14 protein-coding genes and 1 tRNA gene are annotated in these 16,152 nt (G+C 63.0%); 9 read left to right on the forward strand and 6 right to left on the reverse strand.

Going from position 1 to position 16,152, the window contains the following annotated elements:
* The first annotated feature begins 384 nt into the window (after positions 1-384).
* The 3 genes from gcvA (at position 385) to GYH29_RS23930 (ending at position 3,442) form a co-directional block, all read left to right on the forward strand.
* A complete protein-coding gene (gene gcvA, locus GYH29_RS23920) occupies positions 385-1,305 on the forward strand; it encodes a transcriptional regulator GcvA (RefSeq protein WP_019102440.1) in 921 nt (306 codons plus the stop codon).
* 141 nt (positions 1,306-1,446) lie between these two features.
* Entirely contained in the window at positions 1,447-3,027 is a 1,581-nt protein-coding gene (locus GYH29_RS23925) for an MFS transporter (RefSeq protein WP_019102439.1), read from the forward strand.
* A complete protein-coding gene (locus GYH29_RS23930) occupies positions 3,020-3,442 on the forward strand; it encodes a MarR family winged helix-turn-helix transcriptional regulator (protein WP_019102438.1) in 423 nt (140 codons plus the stop codon). Before GYH29_RS23925 ends, GYH29_RS23930 begins: the two co-directional genes overlap by 8 nt.
* A 24-nt stretch (positions 3,443-3,466) precedes the next feature.
* Here the strand turns inward: GYH29_RS23930 and GYH29_RS23935 are convergent, their stop codons facing one another.
* Complete coding sequence (locus GYH29_RS23935) at positions 3,467-4,234, reverse strand: substrate-binding periplasmic protein (protein ID WP_118268516.1); 768 nt, start codon at positions 4,232-4,234, stop codon at positions 3,467-3,469.
* Positions 4,235-4,351: 117 nt separating this feature from the next.
* Between GYH29_RS23935 and metH the strand changes: the two genes are divergently transcribed.
* On the forward strand, positions 4,352-8,065 hold the full coding sequence (gene metH, locus GYH29_RS23940) for a methionine synthase (protein ID WP_019102436.1): 3,714 nt from the start codon (positions 4,352-4,354) through the stop codon (positions 8,063-8,065).
* Positions 8,055-8,573 carry a DUF2878 family protein gene (locus tag GYH29_RS23945; protein ID WP_118268517.1) on the forward strand — a complete coding sequence of 173 codons (519 nt, stop codon included), beginning with the start codon at positions 8,055-8,057 and terminating at the stop codon, positions 8,571-8,573. The genes metH and GYH29_RS23945 overlap by 11 nt, the downstream gene beginning before the upstream one ends.
* A 110-nt stretch (positions 8,574-8,683) precedes the next feature.
* Here the strand turns inward: GYH29_RS23945 and GYH29_RS23950 are convergent, their stop codons facing one another.
* Both GYH29_RS23950 and GYH29_RS23955 read right to left on the reverse strand, forming a co-directional pair.
* Positions 8,684-8,872 carry a hypothetical protein gene (locus GYH29_RS23950; RefSeq protein WP_107732207.1) on the reverse strand — a complete coding sequence of 63 codons (189 nt, stop codon included), beginning with the start codon at positions 8,870-8,872 and terminating at the stop codon, positions 8,684-8,686.
* Positions 8,844-9,059, reverse strand: coding sequence for a hypothetical protein (locus tag GYH29_RS23955; RefSeq protein ID WP_161524502.1), 216 nt, complete (start codon positions 9,057-9,059; stop codon positions 8,844-8,846). Before GYH29_RS23955 ends, GYH29_RS23950 begins: the two co-directional genes overlap by 29 nt.
* A gap of 254 nt (positions 9,060-9,313) precedes the next feature.
* On the opposite strand from GYH29_RS23955, the gene GYH29_RS23960 reads away from it, so the two are divergent.
* From GYH29_RS23960 to GYH29_RS23970, 3 genes are all read left to right on the forward strand, one after another.
* Positions 9,314-11,977, forward strand: a complete 2,664-nt coding sequence (locus tag GYH29_RS23960) for a cytochrome c peroxidase (protein ID WP_107732209.1) — start codon at positions 9,314-9,316, stop codon at positions 11,975-11,977.
* A gap of 160 nt (positions 11,978-12,137) precedes the next feature.
* Positions 12,138-12,761, forward strand: coding sequence for a hypothetical protein (locus tag GYH29_RS23965; RefSeq protein WP_161524503.1), 624 nt, complete (start codon positions 12,138-12,140; stop codon positions 12,759-12,761).
* A 523-nt stretch (positions 12,762-13,284) separates the two neighbouring features.
* Positions 13,285-13,713 (forward strand): hypothetical protein, encoded by a 429-nt coding sequence (locus tag GYH29_RS23970; RefSeq protein WP_118268519.1) that lies wholly within the window; start codon positions 13,285-13,287, stop codon positions 13,711-13,713.
* Positions 13,714-13,779: 66 nt separating this feature from the next.
* Here GYH29_RS23970 and GYH29_RS23975 read toward each other — a convergent pair whose 3' ends face one another.
* On the reverse strand, positions 13,780-14,193 hold the full coding sequence (locus tag GYH29_RS23975; RefSeq protein ID WP_152596966.1) for a DUF6979 family protein: 414 nt from the start codon (positions 14,191-14,193) through the stop codon (positions 13,780-13,782).
* A 3-nt stretch (positions 14,194-14,196) separates the two neighbouring features.
* Positions 14,197-14,823, reverse strand: a complete 627-nt coding sequence (locus GYH29_RS23980; RefSeq protein WP_118268520.1) for a glutathione S-transferase family protein — start codon at positions 14,821-14,823, stop codon at positions 14,197-14,199.
* A 168-nt stretch (positions 14,824-14,991) separates the two neighbouring features.
* Here GYH29_RS23980 and GYH29_RS23985 point away from each other — a divergent pair.
* Positions 14,992-15,067 (forward strand) — tRNA-Ala (locus tag GYH29_RS23985).
* Positions 15,068-15,217: 150 nt separating this feature from the next.
* On the opposite strand, the gene GYH29_RS23990 is transcribed toward GYH29_RS23985, so the two are convergent.
* Complete coding sequence (locus GYH29_RS23990; protein ID WP_043593368.1) at positions 15,218-16,144, reverse strand: LysR family transcriptional regulator; 927 nt, start codon at positions 16,142-16,144, stop codon at positions 15,218-15,220.
* Between the last annotated feature and the right edge of the window lie 8 nt (positions 16,145-16,152).

A 16,152-nucleotide genomic window follows, 5' to 3' on the forward strand; every position in this document is an offset into this window, starting at 1 on the left:
ACGCCGCCGCATCTTGCGGCGACTCGCGGTAAGCAGTGGAAAATTCTCCGTTGCAAGCGGATGTCATCCTGTAATATTTATAATCCGTTACTATTTCAGTACGGATAAAGCCTTAGGCTCGGGAATGACGGTTCCATTTCCGGGCAAGCCAAGGCCAGGCTTGACTCCGGCTACAGGCGCCGCGCTGGAAATCGGGGAGCGCGGCATAGACGGCTCGCTCGGCGGGGAGAGCGGATCTCCATGCCATTGTTGCATGGCGGCGGCCTGCATGCCGCGGAGCGCCATTCAAAGCCCAGCCGTGCCCAGGATGCCTAGCATACGATGTTGCGCCTGGCATGACAAAGCAGTTAATTTCATGATAACCATGATAAAAAGGCATGTAAGATGAAGCTGCCACCGCTGAATGCATTACGCGTATTTGTCGTTGCCGCCGAGCATTTGTCCTTTACCCGCGCCGCCGCCGCGCTCAGCCTGACTCAGGGGGCGGTCAGCCGCCATGTGCAAACGCTGGAGGAATACTACGGCGCCACGCTGTTCACCCGGCAGGCGCGCGGGCTGTCCCTGACCGCCGAAGGCGAGGCGCTGATCAAGCCCGCGCGCGAAGCCTTCCAATTACTGAACGAAGCCAGCGAAGCGCTGCGGCTGCGGCAAAGTGATCTGCGCGTGCGCATGCCCCCCACCCCGGCAATGCGCTGGGTGCTGCCTAATCTGCCGGATTTCCAGACCCGCTATCCGGAATACACGCTGCATCTGGTGACCCAGCTGATTCACGACAAGCCGTTCAACCGGGCGGAATACGATCTGGCGGTGGTGGGCATGGCGCGCGCCGAAGTGGCGCCGGATCTGCGCACCGAGTGCATCTGCCGCGAGAAGCTGATTCCGGTCTGCTCGCCGGCCCTGCTTAACGGCAAGCATCCGCTGAACACCCCGGACGATTTGCGCCACCACACCCTGCTGCACCCGTGGCGTGATCAGGACACCTGGAAGCGCTGGCTGAAACTGGCCGGCGTCAATGGCGTGAATCCGGAAAGCGGCGTCACCTTCGACGCTTCCGAATACGCGCTGCACGCCGCCGTCGCCGGCATGGGCGTGACCCTGGCCCAGGTGTCCATGGTGACCCAGGACCTGGATTCCGGCCGGCTGGTGATGCCTTTCGACACCGTGCTGGAAACCGAGTGGAGCTATTACTTGGTCTATCCGCACGAGCTGGCGGAACTGCCCAAGGTCAAGGTGTTCCGCGACTGGCTGGTGGCCATCCTGGCCAAGAGCGAGGCCAGCAGCTGGCTGGCGCGGCGCGGCTATTGAAGCGCGTGCGGCGGCGCGTCCGCGCCGCCGCCTAAGAACCTGTTTTAAGCCTGCTTTGTAAATCTTTGTGTCCGGCACTGGATTCCGGCGGCTTATCGGCGCAAAATAATTGACTAGTCAATTATTGTCAGGTCAACAAAAATGAACACCTTAGCCGCAACCGCTGGAGCGGCCGGCGCGCTGGACTTCCGCCAGAAAGTGCTGGCCATGCTTGGCCTCTGCTTTGTGCTGCTGATGGTGGCGCTCGACCAGACCGTGGTCGGCACCGCCATGCCCACCGTGGTGGCGGAGCTGCATGGCTTCGATCTCTACGCCTGGGTAGGAACCGCCTATCTGCTGACCTCGGTCATCACCGTGCCCATCTTCGGCAAGCTGGGCGACGACCACGGCCGTAAGCCCTTCGTCTTGACCGCCATCATCCTGTTCACCGTCGCCTCCATGTTGTGCGGCCTGGCTCAGAACATGTTGGAACTGGTGCTGGCGCGCGCGCTACAAGGCGTGGGCGGCGGCATGCTGGTGGCCACCACCTTCGCCTGTGTGCCGGACATGTTTCCAGAAACCGCGCAGCGCCTGCGTTGGCAAGTGATGTTGACCGCCGCTTTCGGCCTGGCCAACGCGGTGGGCCCGACCCTAGGCGGTTTTCTCACCGAATATTTGGGATGGCGTTGGGTCTTCTTCGTCAATCTGCCGGTGGGCCTGGCCAGCCTGTGGTTTGTGTGGAGCTATTTGCCGGCGATGCGCCGAGCCGGAACCGCGTCCAAGCTGGATTGGCAGGGCGGGTTGCTGATCGCGACGCTGCTGGGCTCGATGCAATTGCTGGTGGAATGGCTGCCGCTGCACAAGCCGCTGTGGTTGATGGCCTGCCTGGGGCTGAGCAGCCTCGCCGCCTTGGCCGGCCTGTTGTGGTGGGAGCGGCGTTGTTCCAATCCGCTGCTGCCGCTGGACATGTTGAGCCACCGCAGCCTGGCGCCCTTGTTCGGCCTGTCTTTACTACTGGGCGGCGGCATGTTCGCGGTGATGTATTACGCGCCGTTGATGTTTCAGGGCGGTTTTGGCTTGTCCCCGAACCAGGCAGGCCTGCTGGTGACGCCGCTGGTGGTGTGCATCACTCTGGGCAGCATCCTGAACGGCCGCATCGTCACCCGGGTGCGCCGCCCCACCCTGTTGCTGGGTTTGGGCTTGCTGCTGTTCGCTTTCACCGCCGGCTCGCTGGGCTGGGTGAACGACGCCACCGGGCACGGGCTGGTGGCTATGCTGATGGCGGTGGGCGGCCTGGGTTTGGGCCTGCTGCTGCCTAATCTGACCATCTTCGTTCAACAGAGCGCGCCGCGAGAACAGCTGGGCGTGGCCACCGCCATGATCCAGTCCACGCGGATGATAGGCGGCATGCTAGGCACAGCGCTGGTGGGCGTGTTCGTCACCCACCGTTACGTCGCCGGCGTCAACGCTCTGTCGACCGAACCGCAATGGCTGGCCTGGCTACGCGATCCGCAAATCCTGCTCAGCCCGGACACCGCCGCCCGCTTCGAACAACTGACGACGGCGGCCGGGATCAACGGCGGTGCGCTGCTTGGCGCCTCCCGGTTGGCGCTGGTGGACGCCATTCATCTCAGCCAGTGGCTGGTGGCGGCGCTGGCGGTGTTCGGCTTATTGCTCGTGCGCCGAGTCCCGCATGTAGAATTGCGCGATGTCAAAACCAAGACGGCGGTAATCCATGACTGAACGCGCACCCAATCTGCTGCAGCAAATTGGCCGTACCGGCCGCGCCATGTACGCGGCGTTTGAGCAACAGGTGGGCTACCCCTTGCCGCGCTGGCGCATCCTCGCCGCGCTGACCGATCTGGAGCAGGCGACGCAGAAACAGCTGGCCACCCGGCTGATGATGGATCCGGGCGCGCTGACGCGGCAGTTGAAGGCGATGGAGGAGGAGGAATTGGTGCGGCGCATCACCGACCCGGCCGACAACCGCCAGACCTTGGTGACGTTGGCGCCGGCGGGCCAGGCGCTGATAGAGGCGGTGCAACCCAAGCGCGAAGCTTTTTTCCGGCACGCGCTGGCGGACGTACCCGTCAGCCAGATGGAAACCACGCTGGAAGTGCTGCACCGGCTGGAACAGCGCTTCCGCGGCCAGGATTAGAGCGGCGGCGCCGGCCGCCGGCTTTTATTCCTGCGGCTGCCACTGATAGGTTTTCAACACCGCCTTGATGCGGCCGCTTTTCTGCAGGCGGTCTATGACCTGATTCAGCTGCGCCACCTTGATATCGGAATGCGGCGCCACCGCGCACATGGTGGGCATGAAGGTTACTACCAGAGGGTGCAGCTTGAATTGCGCCGCATCTCGCGGCCAGGCGCGCGCCCAGGCGGCGAACTCCAGTTCAGACACGATGGCGACATCGCTCAGCCGTTTTTGCACCGATTTGATCAGCAGCTCCATCCGCGCCTCCTCGTTGTGCAAAGCCGGGTTGCCGCGCCAGAAGCGTTCCAGCGTGGGATAGTTGTAACCGCGGATGGTGACGATGCGCTTGCCGGCGAGGTCGCCCACCTGGCGCAGCTCCGTCGGCAGCTTCAATGTCAACGGCCGCTCCAATTGCGGGTAGATTTCATGGGTCCAGCCCAGACGCGCCGCGTTGCCGAACCAGTCCGGATTGGCGTTGCAGATAATGTCTACCCGGCCGGATTCGATGGAGGGTTCTACTCGTTTGCGGGCGATCAGGATGAACTCCGGACGTAGGCCCAATTCCGCCGCCAGCATCTCGCCGAGATCCTTGGACAAGCCGCCGCGCAGATGCTCGCCGTCCGGGGACAGCATCACGACCGGCGCCGCGTCGGTATCCGCCACGCCTATACGCAAACTACCCGCCGCCCAAGCCTCCCCGCACCAAGCCGCCGCCAGCCCCGCGAGCAGCCACAGCTTATTCGTAATGGCCATATGGATGTTCTCTCTTTATTCTTAAGCAAGCGCCCGGACAGTTGATTGCGAGTGTTAAGATGACCTTTTGAGTCCGTTGCGCTTGTTATCGTTGTAGACAAAAAAAGTTCAGCCGCCATGACAAAAACATTCTCGCATCCCCTCCGGCAACACCTGTCCCAACGCATTCTGATTCTGGATGGTGGCATGGGCACCATGATCCAACGCCATCAGTTGGAGGAAGCCGATTATCGGGGCGAGCGCTTTGCCGACTGGCCTTGCGACGTCAAGGGCAACAATGACTTGCTGGCGCTAACGCGCCCGGACGTGATCGGCGGCATTCACCAGGCTTATCTGGACGCCGGCGCCGACATCATCGAAACCAACACCTTCAACGCCACTTCCATCGCCATGGCGGATTACGCCATGGAAAGCCTAGTCTGGGAAATCAATCATGCCGCGGCCAGGCTGGTCAAGGAACTGTGCGAGAAGGCCAGCGCCGCCAATCCGGCCAAGCCGCGCTACTGCGCCGGCGTGCTTGGTCCCACCAACCGCACCTGTAGCATCAGCCCGGATGTCAACGACCCGGGCTACCGCAATGTCAGCTTCGATGAACTGGTGACGTCCTATACCGAGGCGATAGACGGCCTGGTGCGGGGCGGCGCGGACCTGCTGTTGGTGGAAACCATTTTCGACACCCTGAACGCCAAGGCGGCGGTGTTCGCCATTCACCGATACTTTGATGAGCGTCCGGGCACGCCGCGTTTGCCTATCATGATTTCGGGCACCATCACAGACCAATCCGGCCGTACCCTGACCGGGCAGACCACCGAGGCCTTCTACAACTCGCTGTCCCACGCCGACGCGGTTAGCTACGGCCTCAACTGCGCGTTGGGTCCGGACCTGCTGCGGCCCTATGTCGAGGAAATGGCGAGAGTGTCCGCCGGCTATGTATCGGTGCACGCCAACGCCGGCCTGCCCAATGCCTTTGGCGGCTACGACCTGGAGCCGGAAGCGATGGGCGTCTACGTCCGTGAGTGGGCGGAGTCCGGCCTGATCAACATCGTAGGCGGCTGTTGCGGCACCACGCCGGAACACATCGCCGCCATCGCCCGCGCGGTGGACGGCGTCGCGCCGCGGCCGTTGCCGCAGATCGAGGCCAAGTGCCGCTTGTCCGGCCTGGAGCCGTTCAACATCGGCGACGGCGATTTGTTCGTCAACGTCGGCGAGCGCACCAACGTCACCGGCAGCCGCGCCTTCGCCAAGCTCATTCTCAACGGCGACTACGCCACCGCGCTGGACGTGGCGCGTCAGCAAGTGGAAAACGGCGCCCAGGTCATCGACATCAATATGGACGAGGGCATGCTGGACGCCCATGCCGCCATGGTGCGCTTCCTCAACCTGATCGCCTCCGAGCCGGACATCGCCCGCGTGCCCATCATGATCGACAGCTCCAAATGGGACGTGATCGAGGCCGGCCTCAAATGCATACAGGGCAAGGGCATCGTCAACTCGATCTCGATGAAGGAAGGCAAGGACAAATTCGTTGAGCAGGCGCGGCTGATTCGCCGCTACGGCGCCGCGGTGATCGTGATGGCTTTCGACGAAGCCGGCCAGGCCGACACCTACGCCCGCAAGATAGAAATCTGTGAGAACAGTTACCGCATTCTGGTGGACGAAGTGGGCTTCCCGCCGGAAGACATTATCTTCGATCCCAATATCTTCGCCGTGGCCACCGGCATTGAGGAACACGCGCGTTACGGCCTGGACTTCATCGAAGCCACCGGCTGGATCAAGCAGCAGCTGCCGCACGCCAAGATTTCCGGCGGCGTGTCCAACGTCTCCTTCTCCTTCCGCGGCAACAACAAGGTGCGGGAGGCCATCCACGCCGTCTTCCTCTACCACGCCATCCAGCGCGGCATGACCATGGGCATCGTCAATGCCGGCGCGCTGGAAGTCTACGACGAGGTAGATCCGGAACTGCGCGAACGCATTGAAGACGTGGTGCTGATGCGCGCGCCCAAGGACGGCGGCGACGCCACCGAACACCTGATCGCGCTGGCGGAAAAATACAAAGGGGAAGCCGCCGGCGAGAAAAAGGGCGAAGACCTGGCCTGGCGCGCGCTGCCGGTGGAAAAGCGGCTGGAGCACGCGCTGGTCAAGGGCATTACCACCTTCATCGTCGAAGACACCGAGGAAGTGCGGCAGAAATCCGCGCGGCCCATCCACGTGATCGAAGGTCCGCTGATGGACGGCATGAACGTGGTGGGAGACTTGTTTGGCGCCGGCAAGATGTTCCTGCCGCAGGTGGTCAAATCCGCGCGGGTGATGAAGGCCGCCGTCGCTCATCTCGAGCCCTTCATCGAGGAGGAAAAAATCCGGCTTGGCTTGGCCGACGCGCCGGCCAAGGGCGTGATCATCATGGCCACGGTCAAGGGCGACGTCCACGATATCGGCAAGAACATCGTCGGCGTGGTGCTGCGCTGCAATAACTATCAGGTGATCGACCTGGGCGTGATGGTGCCCTGCCAGAAAATCCTGGACGCCGCCATTGAGCACAAGGCCGACATCATCGGCCTGTCCGGCCTCATCACGCCCAGCCTGGAAGAAATGAGCCATGTGGCAAAGGAAATGCAGCGCCAGGGCTTCACCATCCCATTGTTGATCGGCGGCGCCACCACATCCAAGGTCCACACCGCTGTCAAGATCGCTCCGCACTATCAACATCCGGTGATCTACGTGCCGGACGCCAGCCGAGCCGTCGGCGTCTGCTCAAACCTGTTGTCAGATACGCTGCGCGACGCCTTCGTTTTGGAAAACCAGGCCGAGCAAGACCGCGCCCGCGAAGGCCACGCCAACAAGGCGAGCCGCAAGGTGGTCGGCCTGGAGCAGGCGCGCGCCAACAAGGAAGCGATAGACTGGACGGCCTACCAGCCGCCCAAGCCGAAATGGCTGGGCGTGCGCCGCTTCGAGCGCTATCCGCTGGCCGAGATCGCCGCCTACATCGACTGGACCCCGTTCTTCCAGAGCTGGGAACTGGCCGGCCGCTTCCCGCGCATCCTGAACGACGAGATCGTCGGCGAATCCGCGCGCGCCTTGTACGAGGACGCGCAAGTGATGCTCAAGCAGATCATCGCCGAGAACTGGCTGGGGGCTAACGCGGTGATCGGTCTGTTCCCGGCTTCCAGCGTCAACCACGACGACATCGAAATCCGCGATCCGGACAACCGCGCCAGCCTGATGAGCTGGGTGGGGCTGCGTCAGCAACTGCCCAAGATGGACGGCAAGGCCAACTGGGCGCTGGCCGACTACATCGCGCCGCGGGACAGCGGCGTGCAGGATTACATCGGCGCCTTCGCCGTTACCGCCGGCATTGGCATCGAGCCGCACGTCAAACGCTTCGAAGACGCCGGCGACGACTATTCCTCCATCCTGCTCAAGGCGCTGGCGGACCGGCTGGCCGAAGCCTTCGCGGAACTGATGCACGCCCGAGTGCGCCGGGAGTTCTGGGGCTACGCCGCCGCCGAGCAACTGGACAACGAAGCGCTGATCGACGAAAAGTACCAGGGCATCCGCCCAGCGCCCGGCTACCCGGCCTGCCCGGACCACACCGTCAAGACCGCGCTGTTCGAACTTCTGGACGCGCCGGCCATCGGCATGACGCTGACCGAAGGCTACGCGATGCTGCCCACCGCCGCCGTGTCCGGTTTTTATCTCAGTCACCCTGCCGCGCGCTACTTTGGCGTGGGCAAGATAGAGCGCGACCAGGTGGCCAGCTACGCCGAACGCCGCGGCGTCAGCGTGGAACAAGCCGAACGCGATCTGGCCCCCAATCTGGGCTATGACGCCTGAGGCGGGCAAGCGCTGGCCCAGGCTGCTGCTGGGCGGCCTGCTGTTCTGCGCCGGGGCCTGGCTGTTGCTCAGTTTCCGCGACCGCTACGTGGTGCTGTTGCTGGCCGGCGCGCTGTTGGCCTGGCAAGGATTGCCGGCCGGGCTCAAAGCCCGCGCGCTGCTGTTGACCGCGACGGGCTGCCTGCTGGACTTCGCCATCGCCGGCCTGGGGCTGTACCGCTTCGTCGGCGTCGGCACCCTGCCCTTGTGGAGAGTCACCTTGTGGCTGAGCTTCAGCTGTTGGTGGCTGCGCCTGCTGGACGCCTGGCGGCCGTCGCCGCGCTTGCTGGCGCTCATCGGCGCGCTGGCGGGGCCGTTGGCTTATTGGGGCGGCGCGCAACTGCGCGGTCTGCAAGCCGGCGCGCCGTTGTGGCTGACGCTGCTGGTCTTGGGCCTGCTATGGGCGGCCTTGCTGGCCTGGACGCCGCGCCTGTTGCCGGCGGACGAACGGGCGGCGACGCAGGCGTGATTGTGGATAAGATGAAAATTTTTGCCGGTCTGTGGATAAGTTGAAACCGCGCGCCCCAAAACAAGAAAGCAGCCGATGGGCTGCTTTTTTTACGTCGGAGCCGTAGCCGCTCAGAGCACTTCGATATCGGACAAATGGTAGCTGCCGGTGCGATTTTCCTGGCAGAACACCTTGGCGCGCACCTGGATGCGCTTGCCCTGGTAGCGCGCCATATCGCCCTGGTTCAGCGCCAGGCTGCGCAGTTCCTGTTCACCGCAAGAGCCGCCGTCGTCAAAGCGCAGCGCTTGTGCCAGTTTCAAATGGAAGGCCTTGAAAAAAAGTGCCGTCGGCCTTGTTGCCGGACTGCACCGGCCCCACCACCGTGCCGCTCAGCACGATGCGGGTTTCGCCGTCTTCGCCAACCTCTATCGGTTTGGCGGCCCAGGCGGCGTGGCAGAACGCGAACATCGCGATGGCCAGCAGGCTGGCCTGCTTCAAGTGTTTCATGGGATGCCTCATTCATCACAAAAAATTGTCCCGACGACATCGGCCGGGCTCGGGCATTTTATGCGATTGCACCAATAGAAGCCGATTCTGCTAATCGATATCGATCAAACGACGCGAGGCATCGTCGCTGCTTGAGTACAGCGGCTGAACGGCCAAGTCGCGACTCCGGCTTCCCTATCCCCGACATGCTTCTTGTACGAACAACTCTACAAACGCATAATCTGCCGTTTTGAAAATGATTCTTAATAACAGTGATGCACTCGCGCTTAGCATTCCCCTTCATCCTGGCGGGCAGCCTGGCAGTGGCCGCCTGCTCCGGCGGCCCCGCTGCCCAGCCGGTTCGCACCGGCGTCTTTGTCGATAGCCCGGTAGCGGGCCTGGACTACGACAGCGGCAGCCATGCCGGCAAAACCACCGCCAACGGCGAATTCCACTACCTGGACGGCGAAATCGTCGTCTTCCGCATCGGTCAGCTGGAACTGGGCCGTAGCCTGGGTGCGGCCCAGCTTACCCCGCTGCAACTGGTTGGCAGCCAGAACCCGGCGGATCCCAAAGTGCTGCGTCAGGTACAGCTGCTGCTGACGCTGGACGAAGATGACAACCCCAACAACGGCATCCAGATCAGCGCTGACACCGCCGCCCGTTTCCGGCGCAGCATGCGCTTGGAACAGGCCGGCGATTTGCAAACCCTGCTGGACAGCGCCGGTATTGCCCGCAGCGTAGTGGCCGCCGACTACGCGGCCAGCCACTTTCGCCTGAGCCTGGCCGCGCTGCGCGAACAGCCGCCCGGTCCGCGCTTTACCCCGCTGGCCGAAACCGACGGCGCGCCCCTGACCGACGCCGGCGAACGCGCCGGTTGCGTGAAAGACAAGCAGACCGGCTTGATCTGGGAAGTGAAGTCCGTGCAGGGCCTGCGCAGCCAGTTCCACAGCTATTACGCCAGCGCCAGCCGCAATCCGGAACGCCCGGCCCAATGCGAACCCGGCCAGGAAGACTGCCTGGCCGTCACCTACACCGAAGCCGTGAACAAGCAAAAACTCTGCGGCTTCGAAGACAGCGAAGAAGACATCGCCGCGGAACGCGGCTGGCGGCTGCCCACCGAGCGCGAACTGAAAACCCTGCTGGACTGGAGCCAGTACGACCGCTCGCGCGGCCTGCCGGCGATGGACCGCCATGTCTTCCCGGACGCCGAAGCCGCCTTTTACTGGACCGCCACCAGCCGCCGCGGCGAAGGCGCGGTGGCGGTGGCTTTCGACGACACCCACCGCACTCTGCCCAGCGTCAGCCTCAGCCTGGGCCAGCCGGCGCGGCTGCGCCTGGTGCGCGGCCCCAAGCTGGCGGACGATCCCAACCCGGAACAGAATCCGCCGAAGCCGCCGGCCTACATCCCGGTCAGCGCCGACGGCCAACTGACCACGCCGGCCCAGGCCGCCTGCGTCGACGACAACCAGCACCCGGACAGCTGGCGCGACGTCATCCTGTGGCAGGCCCGGCCGCGGCCGGCCGGCGCGGCCAGCCTTAATCCGGCGTTGGCCGCGTTGCAACAGCAGCGGCTGTGCCAGCAGGACAATTGGCGGTTGCCCAGCGTGGCCGAGGCCATCCGCTGGCTGCAATTGCAACAGGATCAGGACTATCCCGCCGCCAACGCCGCCGCCGCCGCCCGAGTATGGGCGCGCGACGCGAGCGGCGAGCTCTACGGCTTGGACCGAAACGGCGGAAAACAGAGCGCGGCCCATCTCGCCGGCCAGGCCGAGCAACCGCTGCTGGTCGCCCTCTCCATCCGGCCGGCCAAGCCGCCGCTGCCGGACAGCGACGGCGAGGAGCCGGACGCCGCCCAGCTGGCGCAATGGCGGACCCGCTACAGCCAATACCAGCCCGGCGCGGACCGCCAAGCGGCCTGGCCCGCTCCCTCGCTGGACGCGGCGGCGCAAGCCGGTTTCCGCGACCTGGGCCTGCTGCCGGCGGTGCCGTTTCCGGCCGACAACCCCTATAGCGCCGCCAAGGCGGCGCTGGGCGACAAACTGTTCCGCGACCCCCGGCTGTCCCGCAACAACCGCATCGCCTGTATCAGCTGCCACGCGCCGGAACACGGCTGGAGCGATCCGCGCCCGGTGTCCCAAGGCCACATTGGCCAATTGGGCGGCCGCAACGCCATGACCCTGCTCAACACCGCCTATGTCGGCGCGCTGTTCTGGGACGGCCGCGCCGCCAGCCTGGAAGAGCAAGCCAAGGGCCCGGTGGTCAACCCGCTGGAAATGCACCAGCCGCTGGGCCAGGCCGTGGCCAAGATCGCCGCCGCACCGGAATACGCGCCGCTGTTCACCGCCGCCTATGGCGACAGCCGCGTGGATCTGGAGCGCATGGCCAAGGCCATCGCCACCTTCGAGCGCACCCTGATCAGCCAGGACAGCGCCTTCGACCGCTTCCTCAAGGGCGAGCGCGCCGCGCTGAACGACCAAGCGCTGTGGGGCCTGCATCTGTTCCGAACCAAGGCGCGCTGCATCAACTGCCACAACAGCCCGCTGCTGTCCGACAACCAGTTCCACAACACCGGCCTCAACTACATCGGCCGCGACAAGGAAGACCTGGGCCGCGGCGGCGTCACCGGCCTGCGCGCCGATCTGGGCAAATTCCGCACCCCCACCCTGCGCGATCTGCTCTACACCGGCGACTACATGCACACCGGCGACCTCCCGCTGGATGAGAACGGCGCCGGCGTGATCGAGTTCTACAACAGCGGCGGCAATCTGGTGGAAGCGGTGGGCGTGGAAAAATACACGCTGCCCAAGCCCTCGCCGCTGCTCAAGCCGTTGGGCCTCAGCGCCGCGGAAAAACAGGCGTTGCACGCCTTCCTGCAAGCCTTGTCCGGCCCGCCGCGGCTGCAGCCGGCCAGCGAGGCCGAGCTGTTCCGGCGCTGAGAAACACTCATGATCAGCCACGGCCCGGCATCGCCGCCGGGCCGTGGTCACGCTTGAATCCACTGGCGCAAACACCGTTTACGGTTTATTTCGAAATATCGCGCCATGACAGGCGCGTGTCTTGAAAATCTGAAACCAGTAAGCAACAAGGGGGGACGCGATGGCGTGGTCGTTGCAAAGGGCTTTCAATAATGCCGGGAACGGTGCCAACGCCGCCGGGGTGTGCGAGGCCGCGGTCTGCCTGTGGCTCAAGCACATCCAGGACCGCGTGGGCAAATTCAATATGGGCAGCAGCGCCGGCGACTACCTGCCCACCACCGCGCAGGCGGACGCGCTCTACCAGCAATTCGACAACGGGACTTACCTGTTCCGCTTCGCCTCCTATCTGGAACAGCAGGTCTACCCCTCGGTGGCCGCCCACAACCGGGTGGGCGACGCCAATCATGCGGAAACCTTCGGCCTCGTCTTCTGCCACTACAGCAACAACGCCCACGGCGTCAGCGCTCAAGCCTGGCAAGACATCATCGAAAATCGGATGGTGCTCGGCGACGCGCTATTCCTCAACCTGATGCATAACGGCGGCGCTTCCGGCCACGCCGTCGGCGTCTACAAGGGCAGCGACTATATCTGGGTGTTCGATCCCAATAGCGGGCTCTACCGTGGCAATGTCAGCGCCGGTTGCTGCAGCGCGGCGGATTTGTTCCGCGCGGCGCAATATCTGGCTGGCCTCACCGGTGGCTACTGGGACCAGACCATGTACTACGGGCTGCATATGCGGGAGTGATGTTGGTCGTTTACGCTTTTCCAGAGTCTGAATCCGCTGCGCGGATGATGATTTTCATTGCCGGGACTGCCCGGCGAGCAGGGAAAGGATATTTGCTTGGCCAAATATCCTCTCCACTTTCTTAGCGGTTTCTGCCTTGTCTCGCTCTTGCTCGCAAGATCGTAAACACGTTCTTAACGTCACATTCGCTTGTGCAAGCTTGAACCAGTCGCCGCTCCCTTGACCCCACCCGCCACAGCGGCAACAATCCGCCTTGTGCCGCGCAATGGTGGCACCGGGAGTGCAAACCTGAATAGTAAGGAACACGTGTTGCTAACCGCGCGCGTGCCAACCATCGCGCCGCGTTGCGCGGCCACGATGGTGACGGCTGTACGCCAATCCCTTACGTTCTGGTTTGTTCCCATCACGATGGGTTCAGAGAACTACATGGGTAAATGAAATCAGATTCGCATTTTTCATTTTCATGTGGTCTTGGCGCTGAACTGCGCAAGTTCAGCGACAGGCTTTGCTCAGGAGCTTGTGTATGAATCCATTTTTCCCCCCGCGCCGCCGCTACAAAGGCGTATCAAGAGAAGCTGTCGAAACCCTGTTGCCCTTCGTCAGTTTCATCCCCGGTCGCACTTATCCCCATTACTGGCAAATCGAGCCCAGCTACGATTCTTATCCACAGGCCTGCGCCGACGGCCGCGAATACGCCGCCCATCTGCTGCAATGGCTGAAGGACAATCCGCTGCTGGTCGGTTCCGGCCTGCTCGGCCGCATCGCCCGAGACATCGACTTCGCCAACGAGCAACAGCGTGGCGTTTGGGTGGCCTTCTTCAACCATCTGGAACGCGTGCTGGCGCTGGGCTTGCGTCGCCTGGACGTGTTCGCCCATGTCGATGGCCAGCACGACTATCACCGGGCGGTGGAGGCGAGTTTTGACCTGGAGGGCAAGGTGAGGAAGGCTTAAGTCAGTCTGAGAAGTGAAAGCCCGGCGTTGCCGGGCTTCTTTAGTTTTTACGCTCAATTTCCTGACTTATTGGTGAGAGAACTTTTTAGCGTTCCACAGAGTGATAACGACATCCATCTGTTGGTTATGACTTTTTTCTACTCCATTCATGACAAGTTTCCATAGAAGCTTCGCATCGGAAGCTAGTAATGGATTATTTGTTATGATTTCTAATGCGGTTAATGCGTAATTTTTATTATCTTCTGATTTTGTATAGTTCCCTTTGGGAATCCCCTTAATTTTTCCGGCAGAAGCAAGTCCCAAGAATGCCGATTTAGGACACCCCTTTTCAATGCTTGCCTGCTGCTTCTGGCTAAATATTTTGATAGCGGCTAGATGCCAAGCCTCTGGCAATGGAGTACCAGTCTTATAAAGCTCAATGGCTTCTAAACTTACTTGGCCATATTTGTTTTGGGTGGTATGTAAAATATCCGCAGCCATTTTTTACGCCACTCCGATACTGCCATGCGTCACAAACCCCGGCCGTTGAATCAGGCGCTGATAATAGGCGTTCGCATGCGGCAGTTCCGGCTTGTCGAAAGGCGTTAGCTGCCAGCGGTGGATGGACAGACCGAGCACGATGTCGGCCAGGGTGAAATCGTCGCCGCAGATGTAGGGCGTATCCTGCGAAGCCAGTTGCCGGTCCAGGATGGACATATAGTGGCCCCACTGTTGAATGCTGGCCTGGATCAGCGCCGGGTCCTGATGTTCCGGGCTGTGCCGGCTGAGGCCGTGGAAGGCGTAGCCCCAGGAGCCGTTCAGCTCGGTGGCCTGCCAGTCCATCCATTTTTCCACCTGGGCGCGGCTGCGCGGATCGGTGGGCAGCAGGTGGCTGGCCCGGCGCGAGTCGGCCAGGTAGCGGCAGATGGTGTTGGATTCCCACAGCACCAGGCCGTCGTCCACCACTGTCGGAATCAGCGCATTGGGGTTGAGCGCCAGGAATTCCGGGCTGCTGGCGGACTGGAAGCCGCGGCCCCAGTCTTCGCGTTGGTAGTCGATGCCGATTTCATGACAGGTCCACAGCACTTTGCGGACGTTGATGGAACTGGTGCGGCCCAGGATGCGCAGCATGGAAATCTCCGGCGATGATGTTGAGATGAGCCGGAGCAGTGTAGTCTCGCCGGGGGCGGGCATGCCATTGAAATGGCGAGTTGTGGCGGGGATGCGCCAGCTTGGCCGGATGCTGTGGGGCCGGGCTTGGCAAGCGCAAGGCCCTTGTCATATCATGGCTGTCGATTTGGGCCGATAGCTCAGCTGGGAGAGCGCTGCGTTCGCAATGCAGAGGTCGGGAGTTCGATCCTCCTTCGGTCCACCATCTTCCCCTCCCTTGTTTCCCCATGTGACCGTAAGCCTGTCTTGGCCAAACTGCCTGCTTATCCTCCGCTTTCATCTTGCTCGCCGTATCCGTTCCGCCGTCGTCACGCTTTGAACCGCTTCAGCTGCGCTAAAGTCTCTTGAGCGGGAGTTATTTATCGGCCCATCGCCTCGCCCGCTCTGCGGGCGTCTTGCTGTTGAGCGACTGGATCAGGTGGTCGATGAAGGAGGCGATCCGCGACGACACCGCGGTGTTGCGGTAATAGACGGCCTGGACCGGCTGGCGCATGTCCAGGGTGTCCGGTATGAGGATTTGGACCAGACGGCCGGATTCGCGGTCTTGCTCGGTCATGAAATCCGACAGGCAGACGATGCCGGCGCCGTTCAGCGCAAGCTGACGCAGCGTCTCTCCGCTGGAGGTCCGCACCGCCGGTTCAATCCGGTAGGCCTCGCCGTCGGCGCCGAGCAGCGGCCAGCTGTTCAGCGTTTCGGGTTGATTGAAGCCCAGCAGCGCGTGCCGGCTCAGCGCTTGGACATCGTGCGGCTGACCGTGGGCTTCCAGATAAGCCGGGCTGGCGAGAATGCGCAGCCGGCTATGGCCGATCAGGCGGCTGTGCAGCGTCGAGTCCTTCAGCCGGCCGATGCGGATCGCCACGTCGGTGCGGCGCTCCAGCAGGTCGATGATGCCTTCATTGCTGTTCAATTCCAGCTCCACCTGCGGGTAGCGCTCGCGGTAGGCGCGGACCAGCGGCACGATCACGTGCAGCATGAAGGGGGTGGCGGCGTCGACCCGCAGCCGCCCGGACGGCTGTTCGCGCCGCGCCAGCATTTGCTCCTCGGCGTTGTCCACCGATTCGATGATGGCGCGGGCATTGTGCAGGAAGGCGCGGCCTTCCTCGGTCAGTTCCAGGCGGCGCGTGGTCCGGCGCAGCAGCGTGGTCTTCAGCTTATCTTCCAGCCGCGCCAGCGAGCGGCTGGTGGCCGATACGGTGAGCTCCAGTTGCTGGGCCGCGGCGGTGATGGAGCCGGTGTCGACCACGGCGACGAAGGCCTGAAGTTCGTCTAGCGTGACTTTCATTGTTGAAT

The organism is Chromobacterium haemolyticum, from assembly GCF_009936155.1.
Lineage (GTDB): Bacteria > Pseudomonadota > Gammaproteobacteria > Burkholderiales > Chromobacteriaceae > Chromobacterium > Chromobacterium haemolyticum.